Raw genomic sequence first — 19,600 nt, 5'->3', positions numbered from 1 at the left:
CGCCCGCAAGGGATGGAGCATGGAGTGGAGCATAGTGAAAGCCTACCAACAAACCGTATCTGAATGGCTATCGCTCGCAGGTGAGCAGCAGGGCGTTGCCTTGAGCCTGGGAAGTGATGGCCACTGCCGTGTGCCGTTCGGCCAGGATGGCGAGTGCCTGGTCGAGGTGCCAGACAACGATGAGCTGCAAGCGTGTTACCTCTATATCCCGTTGTTGCGCCTACCGGAAGATACCGACGGCCAGTTGACCCTGACTCGGGCAGCCCTCGAGCTGAACATGTTTGGCCTTGTCACCGGGGGCAGCCAGATCAGCCTGGACAGTCGCAGTAACCACCTGGTGCTGACTTTTTCTTCTCTCATCGAAATGCTTGATAGCGCTCTGTTCATGCAGATCTTGGGCGAATTTCTCGATCTCGGCGTTACGTTGCTGGGGCAGTTGCAGAGCGTGCTCGCGCAGCAGGAGAGTCCCTCGCGTCCATCCCCGTTGTCCGGCGTCATCATTCCATGTTGACGGGTGTCCGCTCGTATTAATCAGGAACAGAATATGTCTATCCAAAACATTGGGCAGCCCCTGCATACCACCACAGTTACTTCTCATGCTCATGGCGAGGTACAGACCTCGTCTCGTCAGAGCAAGGTGCACCACAATCTGGCGTCTCACTATACCAGCCTCGGGTTCGGTTCCCGTGTGCAGCCAGGCAAGGTATTGAATACCTCACTCAAATGGCTGACCCTCAGTGCTCCGGCTCGCAAGATTGGCATTGCCATTCAGGGTGGTCATGACTCTCATGCCCAGAGTGCCAAAGGCAAGGCTCGTTACTGGACAGGCGCCCTCATCAAGGGCCTGGCCAATATCACTGGGGGCATCAGCAGTGTCGCCAGCGGCGTTGTGACCGCTGGCGCTGCAGGGGTGAAAAATCTGGGTGAGTCGGCCGCCCGTCTGGTTGCCTCCTCTTCATTGGGACTGGCTGGTGCCGTGATGAAAGGGGCTTCCCATTTGCCCCTGGGAATGTCGGAGCGACTGCTGCAAGGGTCACAGCAGGCGTTGAGTGCTGCCAAAGAGGTGCTCAAGCCTGCCTTCGTAGCCAAGTCGGAGCAGGAACCACTCACTGCCGAAGGGGCTCGTGCCGTCATGGATGCCGCCCAGCTGGCAAGAGTCAGTTGTTCCAGCAGCTATCGGGAGATGCCGGCTGGTTATCATCACGCTACGCTGGCGGACATACCGCCTTCTATCCTGGCGCGGCGTGAAGATGGAACCGGTGGTAGCGGGAGTGCGCTGGCCCTTCATATTGTTGCGAAAAAGGGTGAAAACGACCCCTTCATCCTGGCTGGGGATGCCTGGTCTGCGCTCAAGGTCGCTGTCTACAAGCGTGACGACACCCTGGTGCTCTCATTTGTTGGTACCCAGCCAACCAAGCGGCCGGGGACGCTAAAGAGCGATGCCGGTGCGGCGCTCGGGATCAAGGACAGTGCGTTTCAGGATGCAGACCGTCTGGTCAAGGCGTTTGCCGAGCAGCATGGTGGCAAGGTCGAGGTGCTGGGACACTCTTTGGGGGGCGGCTTGGCGCAATATGCCGGCATCAAACACGGGTTGAAGGTTACGGCCTTTAACAGCATGGGGCTGCATGTTGGGCTACGGGATCGCCTCGCCCACAAGCTTGATCAAGCCAACGTTACCCATATCAATACCAGTGGCGATCCGCTGAGTCAGAAGGTTGAGCACGGGATTTTCGGGCTGGATGCCTCTGCTCAGGTGGGCAAGCGGTATGTCATAGAACATTCCGGTGGTCACCGAATGGAGGCCGTAACGGCCGGTTTGGACAAGCTGCTTGCTTGAGCTGCCGACCGCAGCCTGGCTGCTTCTGCGTCATCAACCTGTGTGAACAACGCCTCCGATGGGAGGCGTTGTCGTTTCAGGGTCATGGCTGGGATGGATTGCGAGAGGGCAGCAGCACGCTGACTTCCAGCCCCCCTTCTGGCCGGTTGTGGATATCGAGATCGGCGCCGTGCAGCTGGGCGATGCGCGAGACGATGGCCATGCCGAGGCCGACTCCGTCCCCCTGCTGGGGATTGACCCGAAAGAAGCGCTCGCACAGGCGCGACAGGGCGGCGGTGGGGATGCCGGGGCCGTTGTCGCGAATGTCGACCCTGACTCTGTGCCCCTCCTGGCAAGCCTCGACCACGATCTCGCCCTGGGCCTGGGTGTAGCGCAGGGCGTTGTCGATGAGGTTGCTGAACATCAGCTCCAGCAGGGTGGCCTGACCCATCACCGTCAGCTGCTCGGTGCCCTCCAGCGACAGCTGTTGATCCTTTTTCAGGGCGATGGGGGCCAGGGTGGCCAGGGTGCCCTGCAGCAGCTGGTTCAGGTTGAGCTCGCTCAGCTCCAGCCCCTGCTGGTTGTCGATGCGGGCCTGGGTCAGCAGCTGGCGCAGCAGCCGATCGCTGCGATCGAGCGCCAGCAGCATCTTCTGCAGGGAGTGCTGACGGCTCTCGGCATCCTCGGCGGCCAGCGCGTTTTCGCTGTGGATGCGCAGCACCGCCAGCGGGGTGCGCAGTTCGTGGGCCGCCTCGTTGGTGAACTGCTTCTCCCGCTCTATGGTGTCGGCAAGGGCGTGCATCAGCCGGTTGATCTCGTTGGTGAGCGGGGTCAGCTCCTGGGCCCGGATCTTCAGGTTGAGCGGACTCAGGTTGGCCGGGTGGCGCTCACCGATGGCCTGGGCCAGCTGGCGCAGCGGCGCCAGCCCGCGGGAGATGAGCCACCACAACAGGCCAAGCAGGAAGGGCAGGGTGATGAGCAGCGGCAGCATGGTCAGGGTGGCCATTTTGCTGGCCAGCTCGCTGCGCTCGTCGTCCCGCTCCGCCACGATGAGCCAAGTCTCTGCATCCTGGTTGTAGAGGGTGAAGGTGCGCCACTCGTGGTTGTCCTTGGTGACGCTGTTGAAGCCGGGGGCCAGGGTGCCGAGGGGCTGGCTGGGGGCGCTGGGGGAGCGCAGCAGTATGCCGCCCTGCTCGCTCAGCAGCTGGAAGTAGAGGTTGCGCTCGAACTCGTGGCCGAAGGGGGTGAGCTCTCTGTCTTCCCCCCGCAGGTTGAAGCTCTTGTCTTTCTGCCACGGCTCCGGGTTGCTCTGCTCCCACTCCTGATAGACGGTACCGTTGGCGGGCAGCTCGCCGTTTTGTTCCAGATAGCGGCCGAGCAGCTGGTTGGTGATGCGGGCCGACTGGGCGAGTCTTGCATCGAACAGCTCCTCCATTTCGTGGCTCGCTTCCAGATAGCCGATGAGGGCGCTGACGGCCAGGCTGGCGCTGACCAGCGCCAGGATGCCGGAGAGCAGAAAGCGGCGGATGGAGCGGGGACGTGTCATGCCCGGCCGTCCCGGCGCTGTGCCTGTTCAAGCTGGGGAATGATGTAGCCGACCCCGCGGATATTGCGGATGAGGTCGCTGTAGAACTTCTTGCGCAGGTGGTGAATGTGCACCTCCACCGCGTTGCTCTCGGCCCCCTCGTCCCAGCCGTAGAGGCTCTGCTGCAGCTGATCCTTGCTCAGCACCCGCCCGCTCTGGGTGATGAGCTCCTGCAGCAGCTTGTATTCGTGGGGGGTGAGCTTGACCGGCTCGCCCCGATAGGTGACCTGCTGGGACTCAGGATAGAGCTGCAGCTCGCCGTATTCGAGCACCGCCTGGGCCTGGCCCTTGCTGCGGCGCACCAGGGCGCGCAGACGGGCGTTGAGCTCCTGCAGGGCGAACGGCTTGACCATGTAGTCGTCGGAGCCCGCATCCAGCCCCAGCACCCGGTCGTCCAGGGCGTCGCGGGCGGTGAGGATCAGCACTGGCAGCGTCTGCCCTTCCCGGCGCAGCTTGCGCAGCAGGCTGATGCCGTCGATGTCCGGCAGGTTGAGATCCAGAATGAGCGCGGCAAACTCCTCGCTCTTGAGCACCGACAGGGCAGGCAGCCCCTGCTGCAGCCAGTCCACCGTGTAGCCGCTGCTGCGCAGGGCATCCACCATGCCGTCGCCCAGCATCACATCATCTTCCACCAACAGGATCCGCATTGTTATTCCCCTCAAAAGACGCTGCCCACCAGTATGCAAGCTGGTGGGCAGAGTTTAAATAGCCCGCTGATCCCGAACGGATTTACAGCTTGTCGAGGCGGTCGCGGATCTCGATGCGTCGACCCTGATCCGCCAGCTCGCGACCCGGCCGGGGCGGGGCGCTCAGCGCCTTCTCCAGATAGCTCTTGGCCTCGGCCTTGCGGCCCTGATCCAGCAGGAAGTCGCCGTAGAAGAAGTTGGGGTCTATGCCGGTGGGGTTGATGGCCAGCGCCTGCTTGAGCAGCTGTTCGGCCTTCTCGTCATCGCCAAAGCCCACCGGCCAGCCCGGCACCTGATAGTAGAGCGAGCCCAGGCTGGTGTAGGCGGAGCCGTCCAGTGCCTTGGGGTCCTGCCGGAGGGCGATCTCCAGCTTGGCCTTGGCCTCCTTGACCAGACCGAGCGCACCCAGCCCGCCCTTGGCGCCGGCCCAGGTGCTCTTGACGATGGCTGACCAGATCAGCAGATCGGTGCGAAAAGCCTCCTTGGCGCTGGCCTGATCGGCCTCGCTGCTCAGCTGTTCGAGGCAGCTCTCCTTGGCCTTGCCGGTCTGTTGATACTGACAGACCGCCCACTGCTGCTGGATGACGGGCAGGGCGTCGGCGGCCTGGGCCATCCCCGAGCCCAGCATGAGCAGCAGGAGGGCGCCGTGGGTGAAACGGGGGCGGAAAGTGGCGTGCTTCATCTTAACGTTCCTTCTCTGTCATGACGGAGGTGGCGTGCCCCGACGTGCCGGCAGCGGGTGCCGGGTGGCGGGCATAGCGCTCTATGATGGGTTGTTGCCTGGCCAGCGCCCGGTCGACCAGGCCGGGCAGCAGGCCGTTGAGCCGCACGAACAGCTTCTCCGGCCAGCCGAGCCAGCTGCGGCGGGTTTCGTTACACAGGGCGATGACGGCCTCCTCGGCCACGTCCTGCGGGCTGTCGGTGTGGGTGCCGAGCTCGGCATTCATCTCGTAGGCCGCCTCCGAGTTGAGGCGGGTACGGGTGGCGCGGGGGGCAAAGTGGAGCACCTGGATGCCGGTTCCCTCCAGCTCGCGGCCGAGCGCCTCGCTGAAGCCGCGCAGGGCGAACTTGCTGGCGCAATAGACGCTGTAGCCGGCGTAGCCGATGGCACCGAAGCTGGATCCGATGTTCATGATCACCGCCGGCTTGCGCAGGCGGGGCAGCAGCATGCGGGTGAGCTGGATCGGCGCCTCGACGTTGAGCAGCAGCTGGCGCTCGACCTGCTCGTTGCTCTGATCCTCCAGCCAGGCAAACTGGTTGCAGCCTGCGTTGTTGATCAGCACGTCCAGCCCCTCGTCCAGCGCCGGGTGCTGCAGCAGTCTGGCCCGCTCCTGGGGCGAGCCCAGATCGGCGATCACCGTCTGGTGGCGCTCCGGGTGAGGCAGCTCCTTGCACAGCCGCTCCAGTGCACCGGCCCTGCGTCCGTGCAGCAACAGGTGCGCTCCCTGGGCTGCCAGCTCCTGGGCCAGCGCCTCGCCGATCCCGCCGCTGGCGCCCGTGAGCAGCACGAGTTTTCCTTCAAGCTTCATGATGTCTGGTTTTCCGTCAGTTGATAGAGCATGTCGGCGTAGAGGCGGTAGACCACCCTGGCCGAGTGAATGATGGCCGCCTGATCGGCCGGGCTCTCCACCCGGTTCATCAGGGATTCGAAAAACTTGAGGTGATCCTGATCCAGCGCGCCGTGGGAGCTGAGATAGCTCATTGCCTGGGGCGGCAGACCGAGGCCCGCCTTGAGCTGGTCGGCCACGGTCAGTGCGATGGCGACGCTGGTGCCTTCCAGCACCTGCACCATGCCGAAGAAGCCCATGGGGTTGCCGCGTTGCACCTGGTCATAGAGAAAGGCCACCATCAGCTCGATGGGCAGCTCGGGCTGGCCGTGGCGCACCGCCTCGGCATCGCCGCCACAGGCGCGGATGTCATTGAGGATCCACTCCTGATGGCCGTACTCCTCGTCGATGTACTCCTTGATGGCGCCGCGTACCCACTCATACTCCTGGCCCAGCTTGCCGCCGGTGGCCATCAGCAGCGGCACCGTGTGGCGCACGTGATAGAAGGCCTGGGAGAGGAAACGCAGGTAGGTGTCGCGGGAGATCTCCCCCTTGCGGCACGCCTCTATGATGGGGGCGTTAAACAGATGCTCGCGCTCACTGGCAGTGGCTTGTTGCAGAGTCTGATAGAAGCTCATGAGGTCTCTCCTGTAAGGCATTGGCTGATCTGCCGGGAAAAGTGGTGATAAATCCGTTCGCGACGGGGGCGACCGTTGGCGGTCAGCAGCTCCGGATGTTGATCCAGCGCCACCGGCAGCCAGTGATGGATGCGGGCATAGTCGGGCAGGCGATGATTGAGCTGCTCGATCTGCTGGGCCAGCAGGGCGTCGGTGCCGGGCTGCGGCTGGATCAGGGCGACGTTGGCCGGCTGACCGTCGCCGAAGATCACGATGCGGGCGATGGCCGGGCAGAGCTGGGCTTCCGCCTCGACCCATTCGGGGGAGAAGTTGCGACCGAAGGCGGTGATCTGGACGTTCTTCTTGCGCCCGGTGATGTGCAGGTAACCCTCGGCATCCAGGTGGCCCAGATCGCCGGTGGCGACCAGTGCTGGTACCGCTTCATCGCTGCCCAGATAGCCGAGCATGGCGGCTCCCTCCACCAGGATCTCGCCGTCGGCGGCGATCGATACCCGGCAGTGGGGCAGTGGCTGGCCGACGCTGCCCAGGCTGTGGCCGTCGGGGCCGTTGAGCGCCACGACGGAGCCACACTCCGACAGCCCGTACCCCTCGTAGACCGGCAGCCCCAGCTTGCGGGCCCGGCTGATGAGCTCGGGCGAGACCTTGCCGCCACCCACCGCGACGAAGCGCAGGGCGGCCAGCTGTTCGGCCAGCGCCGGGTTGGCGCTGCACAGGGCTAGCAGCAGGCGCAGCAGCTCGGGCACCAGCACCAGACTGTGGGTGGGCCAGCGCAGCAGGGCCTGGGCCAGGGTGGCCGGGTCCAGCTTGCTGGAGCCGGCAAAGCCGAGTTCTGCCAGCGAAGGAATGCGGCTGCAGGCACCGGTGAGCAGTGGCACGTAGAGACCGGTGAGGTTTTCCAGCAGGGTGGTGAGCGGCAACAGGGTCAGGTGCTTCTCGACCTTGGCCGGGGCGACCCGTTCGGCCAGCGAGCTGCAGACCGCCATCATCTGGGCCAGCGACAGGCAGACCCCCTTGGGCTGGCCTGTGGTGCCGGAGGTATAGGTGATCTTGGCGGTGCCGGCCGGCAGGGGGGGCAGCCGAGCAGGAGTACGGCGCCACAGCGGCAGCTCGCCGACCGCGAGCGTCAGCGGTTCGCTGGCCTGCCAACCGGGATGGTGGGGGCCGATCAGAGCGTCGGCGCCGCTGCTCTCCAGCAGCCACTCCTGCTGCTCCAGGCTGAAGAAGTGGGGGATCGGGATCACCACGATACCGGCCATGGCGCAGGCGAGATCGATGAGCGCCCAGGGCAGGCCGTTGTCCAGTTGCAGCGCCAATCGGCTGATCCCGGCCATCTGCAGGCGGTCGGCCAGCGGCGGCAACTGCTGCCACAGCGCCTCGTAACTGAGGCTGTGCTGGCTGCTGGCAAGAGCCGGGCTGTGGGGCGTCTGGCGGGCGAAGTAGGCGATTTGGTCAAACAGCATCATAAGGCGCTCCGGTGCGGGCAGTTGAACAGGGAGGGCATGGGGGCCAGCAGGGAGAGCAGCAGGCTGCCCCGGGCCAGCGCCTGCCGTCCGAGGCCGAGATCGCCGACCATCACCTTGGGCTGGCAGTGGTAATAGGCGCCCCAGGCGCTGGCGTCGTCACCCACCTTGTCGGCCTGGGCGGGGGCCAGCTCCACTGGGGTGAGGTGAAGGCGGTGGAAGCTGTTGCGCAGCTTGGCGGTGCCGGTGAACACCACATAGTCGAGGTCGTTGTCGCACAGCAGACGGCAGAGCGCCGCAAACATCAGGCGGGCGTTGCCGGGCTCGCTGCAGGCGAGGTTGCCCACCTCGACGATGCGATCCCGCCGGGCGGGGGCGCCGAGCCGGGTTTCGATGGCGGCCTCGATGGGCTGATCCAGATACTGTTCCAGATAGAGGCGATCGCTGCCGGCCAGCTTGAGACCACAGGCGCCGACCAGCAGGCCGTCGGCCCGGTAGAGACCGAGCAGGCAGGGCAGAAAATGGGGAATGCGGGCGTTGAACTCCTGGCTGTAGGCGGCCTGGATGTAGCCCTGCAGTGCCATGACCTGTTGCGGGGTATCGGCCAGCGCCAGCCGATAGGGGGCTTGAATGTCTGTGGTCATGGATGGCTCCTTCTTGTCGATTGTCATCAGACTAAAGGGGCAAACTTAAGAAACCCTTAAGAGGTAAAAAATCTGTTTCACACAGAGGCAACTGATTGAAAAGAGAGGTAAAGCTGTGACCCGATTGCGGGGCGGCCGGACAAAAACCTTGTCAGCCGCCAGACAGGCAGGCAAGCTGCGGCCACGTTTGACCGCCCCGCTTTCGAGAGGAGATGCCATGACCCCCTTATCCTGCCCGCTCTGCTGCGCCACCGATGCCTATGAGCTGCCGGTGGCCGGCAAGCTCTACCATCGTTGCCGGGCCTGCGAGCTGGTCTGGCTGGATGTGGCCGAGCACCTGGATCCCGAGCGCGAGAAGGCGGTCTATGACGGCCACGACAACCAGGTGGATGACCCCCGCTATCGCGCCTTTTTGCTGCGTGCCTTCGGCGAGGTGCAGCGCCGCTTGCCCCCGCCGGCTAGCGGCCTCGATTTTGGCTGCGGCCCGGGCCCGGCGCTCATCGCCATGGGGCGGGAGGCGGGCTACCAGATGGCGGGCTACGACAAGTTCTATGCCGATGAGCCCGAATTGCTGACGCGGCAGTATGACTTCATCACCAGCACCGAGGTGATCGAGCACATCGCCGAGCCGCGCGCCGTGCTGGAGACGCTGTGGAGCTGCCTCAAGCCCGGCGGCCTGCTGGTGCTGCAGACCCAGCGGGTGCTGGGGGACGAGCGCTTTCGGCAGTGGCGCTACCGCCACGATCCCACCCACATCGTCTTCTTTGCCGAAGCCTCCTTTCGTGCCCTGGCGGACCGCTGGCAGGCAGAGGTCGAGTTTCCCCATCAGGATGTGGCGGTGTTCACCAAACCCTGAGCCGGGCGTTTTCATTTGGCCATGAGTTGGGCATGCTGGTGGCCCGATACCCAGGAACGGATGCCCCAATTTCCATGTCGATCCCCCACCTCTCATTGCAAGACGCCCGTCATCTGCAACTGGCGGCCCAAGGGCTGCTGACGCCGCGCCGCGGCAAGGCGAAACCGGCCGATCTGCTGGCCACCATCCGCCGCATGGCGCTGCTGCAGATAGACACCATCTCGGTGGTGGCCCGCAGCCCCTATCTGGTGCTGTTCAGCCGGCTGGGGCAGTACGATCCGCGCTGGCTGGAGCAACTGCTGGCCGATGGCGATCTATTCGAATACTGGGCCCACGAGGCCTGCTTCGTGCCGCGGGAGGATTACCGCCTGCTGCGCCACCGCATGCTGGATCCCGCCGCCATGGGCTGGAAGTTTTCGGCCAACTGGCTCGCCACCCATCAGCAGGAGATTGGCGAGATCATAGAGCGCATTCGCCAGCATGGCCCGGTGCGGGCGGCCGATTTTGAACGCAAGGGGGGCAAGGGCAACGGCTGGTGGGACTGGAAGCCGGAGAAGCGCCATCTAGAGGTGCTGTTCACCGCAGGCCAGCTGATGGTGCGCGAGCGGCGCAACTTCCAGCGGGTTTACGATCTGGCCGAGCGGGTGATGCCAGAGTGGCGCGACGCGCGGGATCTGCCGAGCCCGGAACAGGCGCAAAGGGACATGGTGCGAGCCAGTTGCCGGGCGCTGGGGCTGGTCAAGACCGGCTGGGTGGCCGACTACTATCGGCTGCGGCGCGGCAAATACGACGCCCTGCTCCATCAACTGGCGGACGAAGGGGAGCTGCTGCCGGTGCGGGTGGAGGGGTGGCAGCACGGCGCCTTCGTGCACGCCTCGCTGGCGGACGAGCTGGCCCAGGCCCAGTCCGGCACCCTCAAGGCCAGTCACACCACGGCGCTGTCACCGTTTGATCCGCTGGTCTGGGATCGCAAGCGGGCCAGCGAGCTGTTCCAGTTCGACTATCGCATCGAGTGCTACACCCCGGCGCCCAAGCGCCAGTACGGCTACTTCGTGCTGCCGCTGCTGCATCGCGGCAAGCTGGTGGGCAGGATGGACGCCAAGGCCCATCGCCAGCAGGGGATCTTCGAGATAAAGAACCTCTATCTGGAGGCGGGGGTCAGGGTGACCCGGACCCTGGCGCAGGAGCTGGCCAAGGCGCTGCAGCGGCTGGCCGACTGGCACCAGACTCCGACCTTGCGCTACGGCGCCATCCCCGCGCCCCTGCTGGCCCTGTGGCAGGAGGGGGCACTATAACGGGGATCGTCACACTCGCCTGCACTAAGCTGCAAGGGAGGCGAAGGAGGGAGACGATGACGCGAGCCATGTTGTTGCTGCTGGGATGGGGCCTGACCGGGCTGGTGGAGGCGGCCCAGCCCGAGGTGCAGATCTGCCTGGGGGAGGGCAACGAGTGGGCCCCCTTCACCTACTGGGAGCGCAAGGATGGCGTGCCCGATACCGGCCGTCTCACCGGCTCTGCCACGACCCAGGTGCTCGAGGCCCTGAAGCGGCTCGGTTTGTCCTACAAGATCCGCTATCTGCCCTGGGCACGGGTGCAGCAGGAGCTGGCCGACTATCGCCAGAACCAATTGTGCGAGCTGACCTGGGATGCCAGCTACAAGCCGGAGCGGGCAGAATATGCCTTCTACAGCGTACCGCTCTACTACACCCACCTCGGATTTTTCTACCTCAAGCGGCGCTTTCCCGAGGCGCCCGATCTGCAGACGGTCAATCGTTCCCGGGTGTGCGGGGTGCTCGGCTACAACTATGCCCCCTACGGGCTGGCGCAGGAGCCGCGCCGGCTCAAGCAGCTGCAGCAGGCGCTGGACATGCTGGGGCGCGATCGCTGCGACTTTTTGCCCAGCGAGATTGAACCCCTGATGAGCGGTATCGGCCTTGGCATCTATCAGAGCGAGAGCGGGCTGCTCCACCTCGCCCTGCCCAGCCGCAAGGGCTTCTATCTGCTGGTGAGCAAGGGGTCGCCGCGCTCCTATGAGCTGGTGACCCACCTCAACCAGTTGCTGATCGAGTTTCAGGACAGCGGTTACAGCGACGAGGTGATGCGCCGCTTCTTGCCGCCGATGGAGTGATGACCATAAAAAACCGGGCCTGATGCCCGGTTTTTTATGGCTGTGATGGCGCTGACTGGGGCGGCAACTTCTCGGCAGGTTTCGCGTTCTGATGTCATCTCGCCCTTTGCCGCGACGCAGCCTCCTGGCCGAGGGGGCTTTACCCTCGCACCAGGCCGGGCAGGACCAGAGCAACGGCGGCGGCGATGCGCGCGCGGATGTCGCTGCCCGGCGCCAGCAAGCCGAGCGCCATCTGGCGCAGCGGCTCCGCCATGGTCATCGCCAGCAGCAGATCGCTGGTCTGGGCTGAATCAAGCTCGCGCAGCCAGCCCAGTTGCTGCTGGCGCTGCAACCACGCCGCCAGGGTCGCCCTGCCGCGCGCAATACCGTTCTCCTGATAGGCCATCAACAGGGCATCGCGCCCTGTGAACTCATGCTGCAGCAGCCGGAACATGCCGACCGCCTGAGCACTCAGCACCTGATCTGCAATCGCCTGCAAGCCCTGCTCCAGTATCTCCCCCAGGGCGCCTGGGTGAGTGGCATCCTGCTCGAATGCGGGTTGAAAGGCATCGGTCCAGCTGCGCACCGCCTGCGCCACCAGTTCGTCGCGGTTGGCGGCAAAGCGGTAGAGGGTCTTCTTGGCGACCCCCGCCTCTTTGGCCACCGCATCCACGGTCGCGGCGCCGTATCCTCCCTTGAGCAGCAAGGTCAGCGTTGCCTCGGCGAGGGCGCCACGCAGATCCGCTTCCGGGGTGAGCGGGCGGCCTCGTGAGCGTGTCTCTTCATCGGTTTGGTGCGACATGATGGGCTCCTGGAAAGCATTGACAGACCCAGCATACAGGCATAGCGTAATTTAGGAAACGACTTTCGTTTCCTAAATTTATCGGGGTCTCATCATGAATACTTCCGCCTTGCTTGCCCCCTGGGGCGTCAATGACATCAATGAGTTGCTCAGACCGCAGCCGCTGCGCCTGGAAATGGGCCTGACCCGCAGCACCGAGGGCCTGCTGACGGTCGCCATCCGCACCGATCTGCACGGCTGCAAGGGGCGCATGCTGGATTGGTGGTTCACCTTCTTCGAGACGACCCAGCACATCCATTGGTGGCACCCCCACGACCACGTCGAACACCGGGGCTGGGATCATCACTGGAAGAGAGGTGAGCGTTATGTGGGAGCCAGCATAGCGGCGGTGGAGTGGCTTGCCGAGCTGCCGCCGGTGGCAGCTCGCCTCAAGTTCCACGGCGCCGAAGAGGTGTTCGCCCCGCAGCCGCTGCAGGAGGCGCGGGAGACACAGGCTCTCTCTGCCGCCATCTGCGCCCGTATCGGCTTTGGCGATGAGGTAGTGCTGGATGAGAACGGGGCGCCGCTGGATGGCGAGATGTTGCACCTGGCGCGCGATACCCCATACGGCTGTGTGCTGCGCAGCCGCTTCCTGCTGGGCAAGGCCTGCACCAATCCGCTTGACGAGGTGCCGGACGAGATCGGCTTCAATTTGATGCGCCACTGCTACAGCGAATTCAGCTATCTGGCGCAGTTTCTGCCGTCGCTCTACTACGCGGAAAACGGTCGTGAGCCGGCACCGCGGCTCTGGTGAAGGGATATTGAAAGCTGTCTCATCAAGCACATCTGGCCTGCTATCGGACGGAGATGAGCGGCAGAGATGAACATAAAAAAACCGGGCACTTGGCCCGGTTTGTCATGCAGTCTGGATGTGCTTACTGGAACACCAGCACCATCAGCAGACCCAGGGTGATGGCGGACACCAGGAAGGCGAAGCCATAGAACACATAGTGGTGCAGCTTGGTGGTGTGGATCCCCAAGTCATGCAGGCCGTGGTAGATGCGGTGCATGCCGTGCCAGATGGGCAGGGCGATGATGGCCAGCAGGATGCAGGCACCCCACCAGGAGCTGGCGAATTCCAGTACGCGCTCGTAGCTCATGGTCTCCACGTCCATGATGCCCATGGGCACCAGCAGACCTGTAATGAGGACAATGACCGGCAGCAGCATGGCAACGACCATGCCACCCGCACCAAACAGACCCCAGTAAATTGGCTCGTCAGAACGTCTCATTGTTTTCTCCTCAGGCCACGATGATCAGGACAAGCAGGGATACCACCGCCAGCGCCACATACTGGGCGATGACGATCGGCTTCTCCGGCACCAGGTCTTCGCCACGGAAGATGCGCATGGCTTTCGGCGCCAGGGCGAACCAGGTCTTGGCGTGGAACAGGCAGGCTGCCAGGGCGATGACATGGAACAGGATGGCGATCGGGCTCTGCAGGGATTCCAGCCAGCCGTTGAACGCCTCCTGACCCTGTACCAGCCGCAGCAGACCCCACATCAGCACGACGGCGTAGATGGAGACGAAGATGCTGGTGCCTTCGCGGATCATGTAGCCGGTGTAGAAGGCATTCTTCAGCCACCAGTCTTTCTTCATTTCGCGGACGTAAGGCTTACGTTTGCTATTGGTGTTGTTCATGGTCTCATTCCTGCTCTCAATCTGGCTTGAACATGGCGATCATGTAGTCCTTGGCGCTCTCGACCTTGCCAAGCTGGATGGCCGCCGCCGGATCCACGCCTTTCGGGCACACTTCGGAGCAGTAGCCCACGAAGGTGCAACCCCAGACGCCCTCGTCCTGGCTGATGATCTTCATCCGCTCTTTGGACGCGCTGTCGCGGTTGTCGGCGTTGTAGCGGTAGGCCAGTGCCAGGGCCGCCGGACCGGTGAACTTCTTGTTGATGCCATACTGCGGGCAGGCCGCGTAGCACAGACCGCAGTTGATGCACATGGAGAACTGGTGATACTTCGCCATGTCAGCCGGGGTCTGGGTGTACTCGCCATCGCACAGGTTGCGCGGCTCAGACGGGATGATGTAGGGCTTGATGCTCTCCAGCTTCTCGATGAAGTCGGACATGTCGACTACCAGATCGCGCTCGATCGGGAAGTTGTTGAGCGGCTCGATAGTCATCTTGCCCGGCAGGTAGTCGCGCAGGAAGGTCTTGCAACCGAGTTTCGGAATGCCGTTGACCATCATGCCGCAGGAGCCGCAGATCGCCATCCGGCAGGACCAGCGGAAGCTCAAGGTGGAGTCCAGATGATCCTTGATGTATTGCAGTGCATCCAGCAGGGACATCTCTTTGAGGTAGGGCACCTGGAAGGTCTGCATCCAGGGCTCGTTATCCTGCTCGGGACGGTAGCGCAGGATTTCAATTTCGATCATCTCAGCCATTCTTCTTAGCCTCGTCTTGTTTCTCACCCTCGGAACCGTACACGCGCTTGGCCGGTTGGGATTTAGTGATCTTCACATCGGAATAGTCGATGGTCGGGGCCCCTTCGCCGTTGTAGAAGGAGAGAGTGTGCTTGAGGAAGTTGACGTCATCGCGCTCCTCGTAACCGTCCAGACGCTGGTGGGAACCGCGGGACTCTTTCCGGTTGATGGCGGAGTGCGCCATGGCTTCGGCCACGTCCAGCATGTAGCCCAGTTCGATGGCGTACAGCAGATCGGTGTTGAAGACGGAGGACTTGTCGTTGATCTTGATCTTCTTGTAACGGGCTTTCAGCTCGTTGATCTTGTCGATGGTGCCCTGCATCAGCTCTTCGGTACGGTAGATACCGACCCCGGCTTCCATGGACATGCCCAGCTCATTGCGGATATCCGCCGGGTTTTCGGTGCCGTCGATATCGAGCAGGGAGAGGTGCTGCTTGATCAGCGCCTCGGCCTTGGCGGCCAGCGCCTGGGTGTTGCCATGAGACTGGGTCTTGGCAAATTCACCGGCGTGCTCACCGGCCACCTTGCCGAACACCACGATCTCAGACAGGGAGTTGGAACCCAGACGGTTGGCGCCGTGCAGACCAACGGATGCACACTCGCCCAGGGCATAGAGGCCCGGCAGACGGGTGGCGCATGCGCCGTTGGTCTCGATGCCGCCCATGGTGTAGTGGGCAGTCGGACGTACCGGGATCGGCTCCTTGACCGGATCCACACCCACGTAGGCCTTGGCCAGTTCGCAGATGAAGGGCAGACGCTCCTTCAGGTACTTCTCGCCGAGGTGGCGCAGGTCGAGGTGAACCACGTCGCCCATCGGGCCCTGGATCACGCGGCCTTTCTGCTGCTCCTGCCAGAAGGCCTGGGAGAGACGGTCACGGGGACCCAGCTCCATGTGCTTGTTCTTCGGCTGGCCGACCGGGGTTTCCGGGCCCAAGCCGTAGTCTTGCAGGTAGCGGTAGCCATCCTTGTTGAGCAGGATGCCGCCCTCACCACGACAACCTTCGGTCATCAGGATGCCGGTGCCCGGCAGACCGGTCGGGTGGTACTGGACGAACTCCATGTCCCGCAGCGGTACGCCGTGGCGGTAGGCCAGCGCCATGCCGTCACCGGTGACGATGCCGCCGTTGGTGTTGTAGCGATAGACACGGCCGGCGCCACCGGTGGCCAGAATGACGGATTTGGCCTGGATGAAGCGGGTGATGCCGTTCTGGATGTCAAAGGTCAGTACGCCCTGGACGCGACCATCTTCCACGATGAGATCCATGCAGAAGTGCTCGTCGAAGCGCTTGATGCTCGGGTACTTGATGGAGGTCTGGAACAGGGTGTGCAGAATGTGGAAACCGGATTTGTCTGCCGCGAACCAGGTGCGGGGGATCTTCATCCCGCCGAAACGGCGCACGTTGGCCTTGCCGTCCGGCTTGCGGCTCCAGGGGCAACCCCAGTGCTCCAGCTGGATCATCTCGTTGGTGGCGTTGTTGACGAAGTAGTCGACCACGTCCTGCTCACACAACCAGTCGCCACCGGAGACGGTGTCGTTGAAGTGGTTTTCGAGGGAGTCATCATCACGGACGACACCGGCGGCGCCGCCCTCTGCGGCCACTGTGTGGCTGCGCATCGGGTAGACCTTGGAGATCAGGGCGATCTCCAGCTCCGGGTGAGCTTCCGCTATGGCGATTGCGGCACGCAGGCCACCACCACCAGCACCGATGATGGCGACATCGGTCTTGATAATATCCACATCTGCCTCCTTAGGGATAGATTTGCTGGGCACGATTTTGCTCTATAAAAAAAATTCAGGCTTGATGCAAGTCAAACTGGTCTGTTTTAGTGCTTGGCAATGGTGATCTTTATCAAAATCACCCCATTCCTTGGATGAAAACGCCGTAATTATCGCCATCCTGCAGTTATCGGTATCAGCCGCTGTCATTACTATGGTTATTTTAAGCTCAGGATTATACGTAGTTTTCTTTCAAAAAAATGAGAAACACCTCTCTTTTTAGGTATTACCCCCAAAGTTTTTAAGTTTTTTATCAAAAATATTTAATAAGAATTATTCACGGATAGAAGAATGTGGTGATTGAGTTCAAAAAACTAATCCGAATGTCATGGTGAGTCAGTTGTTGCAGGATCGAGGGCTGACCGGCGTCGTACAGGAGAGTCGGTAATCCCTGCGGGTTGATGTGGTAATGACTATTGAAACCAAAGCATTTTTTCATAAAAAAAGGGGCCTGCATGGCCCCTTTTGTCGATCTGCATCAGATGCGGAACATGCCGACCTGATTGCTCAGTTCACCTGAAATATTTTTAAGTTGTTCAGAGAGATGACGCGAGCTGTCGGCATCGACCGCCAGCTCGTCCGAGACGTCCTTGACCGCCTGGATGTTGCGGCTCACCTCGTCGGTAACGGCCCGCTGCTCCTCGGCGGCGCTGGAGATCTGGGTCGCCATATCGGAGATCTGGTTGATGGAGGAGGTGATCTGCTCCAGTGCCTGGGTGGCATCGTTGGCATCTTCCACGCTGTTCTGGGCCAGCAGCTGGCCTTCATGCATGGTGCTGACGGCGCCCTGGGTGTTGCGCTGCAGGGTCTCGATCATGTTGCGGATCTCGACGGTGGAGCTGTGGGTGCGCTGTGACAGCACCCGCACCTCGTCGGCCACCACCGCGAAGCCGCGACCCTGCTCGCCGGCACGGGCTGCCTCGATGGCGGCGTTCAGTGCCAGCAGGTTGGTTTGCTCGGCGATGCCCTGAATGGTGGAGAGGATGGTGTTGATCTCCTGAGCGTTCTTCTCCAGCTCCTGGATGATGCCGGAAGCCTGTTTGACCTGGGTGGCGAGATCCGTGATGGAGCGCTGGTTGCGGGCGATCACCTGCTTGCCGTGCTCACAGCTGCTGGAGGAGCTGCGGGCCGCATCGGCGGTCTGCTCGGCGTTGCTGGCCACTTCCACCGCGGTGGCGGACATCTCGTGCACCGCAGTCGCGATCTGGGAGATCTCGTTTTGCTGGCGGGCCAGACCCTGGCTCGATTTCTCCGCCATGTTGTGGGACGACTTGGCCTGCTGGTTCAGTTGCCCGGAGGAGTTGGAGATGTCCTGCACCATCACGTGGATGCGGTCGATGAAGGTGTTGACGTGTTTGGCGACTATGCCCACTTCGTCTTCCCGCTCGATCTTGACGCGGCGGGTCAGATCCCCGTTGCCGCGGGAGAGATCGGCAATCGCCTCGCCAAGGGTCTTCAGCGGAGCCAGGGAGCCGCTGATGGCGACGTAGGAGAAACCGGCCACGATGAGGATGGTCAGCAGACCTTGCAGCAGAGCGGAGGTGACCATGCGCGAGACGGACTGGTAGGCGACTGCTTCGTCCACCACGATACCGAAATACCAGTTGGTGTTCGGGATCTCGGTCAGGTCGAACACGCTGGGTTTGCCGCTGATCTCCATCTCGGAGATGGTGTTGTCATGGGCCAGTTCGTTGACCTTGGCGGCGGTCAGATCGGGGGAGAGGGCGGTGGCCGGCTTGAGCGCCAGCTCCTTGTCCGGGTGGGCGATGATGGTGCCATTACCGTCAACCAGGATGGCGTAGGTGCCTTCCGAATTGAGGGCCAGCACATCGCGTACCAGGGCATCGATGGAGACGTCACCGGCGATGACCCCCTGGGTGTTGCCCCGGGTGAAGGGCTCGGCGATGGTGATGATCAGCTGACCCGTGGTGATATCGGCATAAGGCGAGGTGATGGCCAGCTTGCCGGCTGCCATGGCGTCCTTGTACCAGGGACGTTGACGGGGGTCATAGCCGGCCGGCAGGTTGGTCGGCTTGCTCTGGATCATCTTGCCATCCTTGGTGCCCACGTAGACCAGGTCGAAGTTGCCTGCGTTCATGGTCTGGGCCAGATGGCTGATGGGTTCGTCTTCCTTGGCGAAGGCCTCCTTAGTGGCGGTGACCATGCCGATGCGGGCATCCAGCCAGCGGGAGATGCCTTTGACATTCGAGACCGAGCTGTCGTCGATGAAGCTCCAGATCAGACGCCGGGTCTCGCTTTTCAGTTGACTTGTGTTGTACCAGACCTGCAGGCCTGTGATGACCAGGATAATGACCCCGATGGCGAGGACAAGCTTGTTCTTGATGGATAAGTTCATGTTTACATCCTTGTGAGCTTCAGTCTGCGATGTGTGGTTTTATTGTTATGGGCCAACACTGTATCGGCCAAAGTAGAACTTTTTGTATCCCGGTGCGCCATTAAATTTATAGCTTAAATCAGCGGTTATCGATCACCCCCGACACAATGAGTCCAATTTGGCGGATGGCAGAAAGCGATCCGGCCGGTTGGTGAAGATGCCGTCGACGCCGATGGCAGCCAGCATCGCCTGATCGGCGGGATCATCGACCGTATAGACCAGCACTCTTAGCCCGCGATCGTGGGCATCCTGCACCAGCTGTTGATCGACAAAATCCACGTCGCAGTTGAGTGACCAGGCCCCCAGCTCGGCCGCAAAGGCCGCCTGGGTGAGGGGGATGGTGGAGGTGAGCGCCCCCAGCCTGATCTCGGGGCGCAGGGCGGCGAAGCGGGCAAGCTCGGGATGGTGGAAGGAGGAGACGACCCACTGGGCGGTCGTGAAGCCAAGCTCGGCCTCGGCGCGCCGGGTCAGTCGGGCCACCTCGTCGGCTGTTTGTGCTCCTTTCAGCTCGATATGCAGCTCGGCCTGGCCGGCGATGGCCTCCATCACCTGCCACAGGGTCGGGATCCCCTCTCCCTCGCCGGCATTCAGGCTCGCCAGATAGGCACGCGACTGGGCCATCAGCACGCCGCGGCCGTCTGTGCAGCGCTCCAGTCTGCGGTCATGGAAGACCCACAGCTCGCCGTCGGCCTGCTGCACGTCGATCTCGATGGCTCCAGCCCCCAGCGTCAGCGCCAGCCTGATGGCCTTGAGGGTGTTCTCCGGTGCCAGTCCGCTGGCGCCGCGATGGGCGATGATCTGCATGTTGTGCTCCTGT

General features: G+C 62.8%; 20 protein-coding genes. 6 read left to right on the top strand and 14 right to left on the bottom strand.

Annotation, left to right across the window (positions count from 1 at the left end):
• Positions 1-19: 19 nt before the first annotated feature.
• Both AB5Y98_RS06320 and AB5Y98_RS06315 read left to right on the top strand, forming a co-directional pair.
• The gene (locus tag AB5Y98_RS06320; RefSeq protein ID WP_139397246.1) at positions 20-511 is read left to right on the top strand and encodes a CesT family type III secretion system chaperone; all 492 of its coding nucleotides are present in this window, start codon (positions 20-22) and stop codon (positions 509-511) included.
• Between the two features lie 33 nt (positions 512-544).
• The gene (locus tag AB5Y98_RS06315) at positions 545-1,837 is read left to right on the top strand and encodes a phospholipase (protein ID WP_123246765.1); all 1,293 of its coding nucleotides are present in this window, start codon (positions 545-547) and stop codon (positions 1,835-1,837) included.
• Between the two features lie 82 nt (positions 1,838-1,919).
• Here AB5Y98_RS06315 and AB5Y98_RS06310 read toward each other — a convergent pair whose 3' ends face one another.
• The 7 genes from AB5Y98_RS06310 to AB5Y98_RS06280 all read right to left on the bottom strand — a co-directional run bounded on the left by AB5Y98_RS06310 (position 1,920) and on the right by AB5Y98_RS06280 (position 8,376).
• The gene (locus tag AB5Y98_RS06310) at positions 1,920-3,362 is read right to left on the bottom strand and encodes an ATP-binding protein (RefSeq protein WP_368231544.1); all 1,443 of its coding nucleotides are present in this window, start codon (positions 3,360-3,362) and stop codon (positions 1,920-1,922) included.
• Complete coding sequence (locus tag AB5Y98_RS06305; protein WP_005298307.1) at positions 3,359-4,048, bottom strand: response regulator; 690 nt, start codon at positions 4,046-4,048, stop codon at positions 3,359-3,361. Before AB5Y98_RS06305 ends, AB5Y98_RS06310 begins: the two co-directional genes overlap by 4 nt.
• Before the next feature lie 82 nt (positions 4,049-4,130).
• On the bottom strand, positions 4,131-4,769 hold the full coding sequence (locus tag AB5Y98_RS06300) for a tetratricopeptide repeat protein (RefSeq protein WP_005298310.1): 639 nt from the start codon (positions 4,767-4,769) through the stop codon (positions 4,131-4,133).
• A 1-nt stretch (position 4,770) separates the two neighbouring features.
• Entirely contained in the window at positions 4,771-5,616 is an 846-nt protein-coding gene (locus tag AB5Y98_RS06295) for an SDR family oxidoreductase (protein WP_368231543.1), read from the bottom strand.
• Positions 5,613-6,272, bottom strand: coding sequence for an iron-containing redox enzyme family protein (locus AB5Y98_RS06290; protein WP_349933036.1), 660 nt, complete (start codon positions 6,270-6,272; stop codon positions 5,613-5,615). Before AB5Y98_RS06290 ends, AB5Y98_RS06295 begins: the two co-directional genes overlap by 4 nt.
• The gene (locus AB5Y98_RS06285; protein ID WP_139397256.1) at positions 6,269-7,735 is read right to left on the bottom strand and encodes an AMP-dependent synthetase/ligase; all 1,467 of its coding nucleotides are present in this window, start codon (positions 7,733-7,735) and stop codon (positions 6,269-6,271) included. Before AB5Y98_RS06285 ends, AB5Y98_RS06290 begins: the two co-directional genes overlap by 4 nt.
• Positions 7,732-8,376, bottom strand: coding sequence for a thermostable hemolysin (locus AB5Y98_RS06280; RefSeq protein WP_017787970.1), 645 nt, complete (start codon positions 8,374-8,376; stop codon positions 7,732-7,734). The genes AB5Y98_RS06285 and AB5Y98_RS06280 overlap by 4 nt, the downstream gene beginning before the upstream one ends.
• Positions 8,377-8,593: 217 nt before the next feature.
• Between AB5Y98_RS06280 and AB5Y98_RS06275 the strand changes: the two genes are divergently transcribed.
• The 3 genes from AB5Y98_RS06275 to AB5Y98_RS06265 all read left to right on the top strand — a co-directional run bounded on the left by AB5Y98_RS06275 (position 8,594) and on the right by AB5Y98_RS06265 (position 11,360).
• Positions 8,594-9,232 carry a class I SAM-dependent methyltransferase gene (locus AB5Y98_RS06275; RefSeq protein ID WP_368231542.1) on the top strand — a complete coding sequence of 213 codons (639 nt, stop codon included), beginning with the start codon at positions 8,594-8,596 and terminating at the stop codon, positions 9,230-9,232.
• Between the two features lie 74 nt (positions 9,233-9,306).
• Positions 9,307-10,527, top strand: coding sequence for a winged helix-turn-helix domain-containing protein (locus tag AB5Y98_RS06270; protein WP_368231541.1), 1,221 nt, complete (start codon positions 9,307-9,309; stop codon positions 10,525-10,527).
• A gap of 56 nt (positions 10,528-10,583) precedes the next feature.
• On the top strand, positions 10,584-11,360 hold the full coding sequence (locus AB5Y98_RS06265; RefSeq protein ID WP_368231540.1) for a substrate-binding periplasmic protein: 777 nt from the start codon (positions 10,584-10,586) through the stop codon (positions 11,358-11,360).
• A gap of 139 nt (positions 11,361-11,499) precedes the next feature.
• Here the strand turns inward: AB5Y98_RS06265 and AB5Y98_RS06260 are convergent, their stop codons facing one another.
• The gene (locus AB5Y98_RS06260; RefSeq protein WP_017787966.1) at positions 11,500-12,141 is read right to left on the bottom strand and encodes a TetR/AcrR family transcriptional regulator; all 642 of its coding nucleotides are present in this window, start codon (positions 12,139-12,141) and stop codon (positions 11,500-11,502) included.
• 94 nt (positions 12,142-12,235) lie between these two features.
• Here AB5Y98_RS06260 and AB5Y98_RS06255 point away from each other — a divergent pair, with 94 nt between their 5' ends.
• Complete coding sequence (locus AB5Y98_RS06255) at positions 12,236-12,934, top strand: hydrolase (RefSeq protein WP_368231539.1); 699 nt, start codon at positions 12,236-12,238, stop codon at positions 12,932-12,934.
• 121 nt (positions 12,935-13,055) lie between these two features.
• Here AB5Y98_RS06255 and frdD read toward each other — a convergent pair whose 3' ends face one another.
• The 6 genes from frdD to AB5Y98_RS06225 all read right to left on the bottom strand — a co-directional run bounded on the left by frdD (position 13,056) and on the right by AB5Y98_RS06225 (position 19,587).
• On the bottom strand, positions 13,056-13,412 hold the full coding sequence (frdD, locus tag AB5Y98_RS06250; RefSeq protein WP_005298330.1) for a fumarate reductase subunit FrdD: 357 nt from the start codon (positions 13,410-13,412) through the stop codon (positions 13,056-13,058).
• A gap of 10 nt (positions 13,413-13,422) precedes the next feature.
• Positions 13,423-13,821, bottom strand: coding sequence for a fumarate reductase subunit C (locus AB5Y98_RS06245; RefSeq protein ID WP_005298336.1), 399 nt, complete (start codon positions 13,819-13,821; stop codon positions 13,423-13,425).
• Positions 13,822-13,837: 16 nt separating this feature from the next.
• Positions 13,838-14,572 carry a succinate dehydrogenase/fumarate reductase iron-sulfur subunit gene (locus tag AB5Y98_RS06240; protein WP_005298338.1) on the bottom strand — a complete coding sequence of 245 codons (735 nt, stop codon included), beginning with the start codon at positions 14,570-14,572 and terminating at the stop codon, positions 13,838-13,840.
• The gene (gene frdA, locus AB5Y98_RS06235; RefSeq protein ID WP_005298339.1) at positions 14,565-16,349 is read right to left on the bottom strand and encodes a fumarate reductase (quinol) flavoprotein subunit; all 1,785 of its coding nucleotides are present in this window, start codon (positions 16,347-16,349) and stop codon (positions 14,565-14,567) included. The genes AB5Y98_RS06240 and frdA overlap by 8 nt, the downstream gene beginning before the upstream one ends.
• A gap of 517 nt (positions 16,350-16,866) precedes the next feature.
• Positions 16,867-18,744, bottom strand: a complete 1,878-nt coding sequence (locus AB5Y98_RS06230) for a methyl-accepting chemotaxis protein (RefSeq protein WP_368231538.1) — start codon at positions 18,742-18,744, stop codon at positions 16,867-16,869.
• Positions 18,745-18,876: 132 nt separating this feature from the next.
• Entirely contained in the window at positions 18,877-19,587 is a 711-nt protein-coding gene (locus AB5Y98_RS06225; RefSeq protein WP_368231537.1) for a glycerophosphodiester phosphodiesterase, read from the bottom strand.
• Positions 19,588-19,600 lie beyond the last annotated feature (13 nt).

The sequence above is a fragment of the Aeromonas sp. s3 genome (genome assembly GCF_040907805.1).
Classification (GTDB): Bacteria; Pseudomonadota; Gammaproteobacteria; order Enterobacterales; family Aeromonadaceae; genus Aeromonas; species Aeromonas dhakensis.
This window is presented reverse-complemented; position numbering and strand designations above follow the sequence as displayed.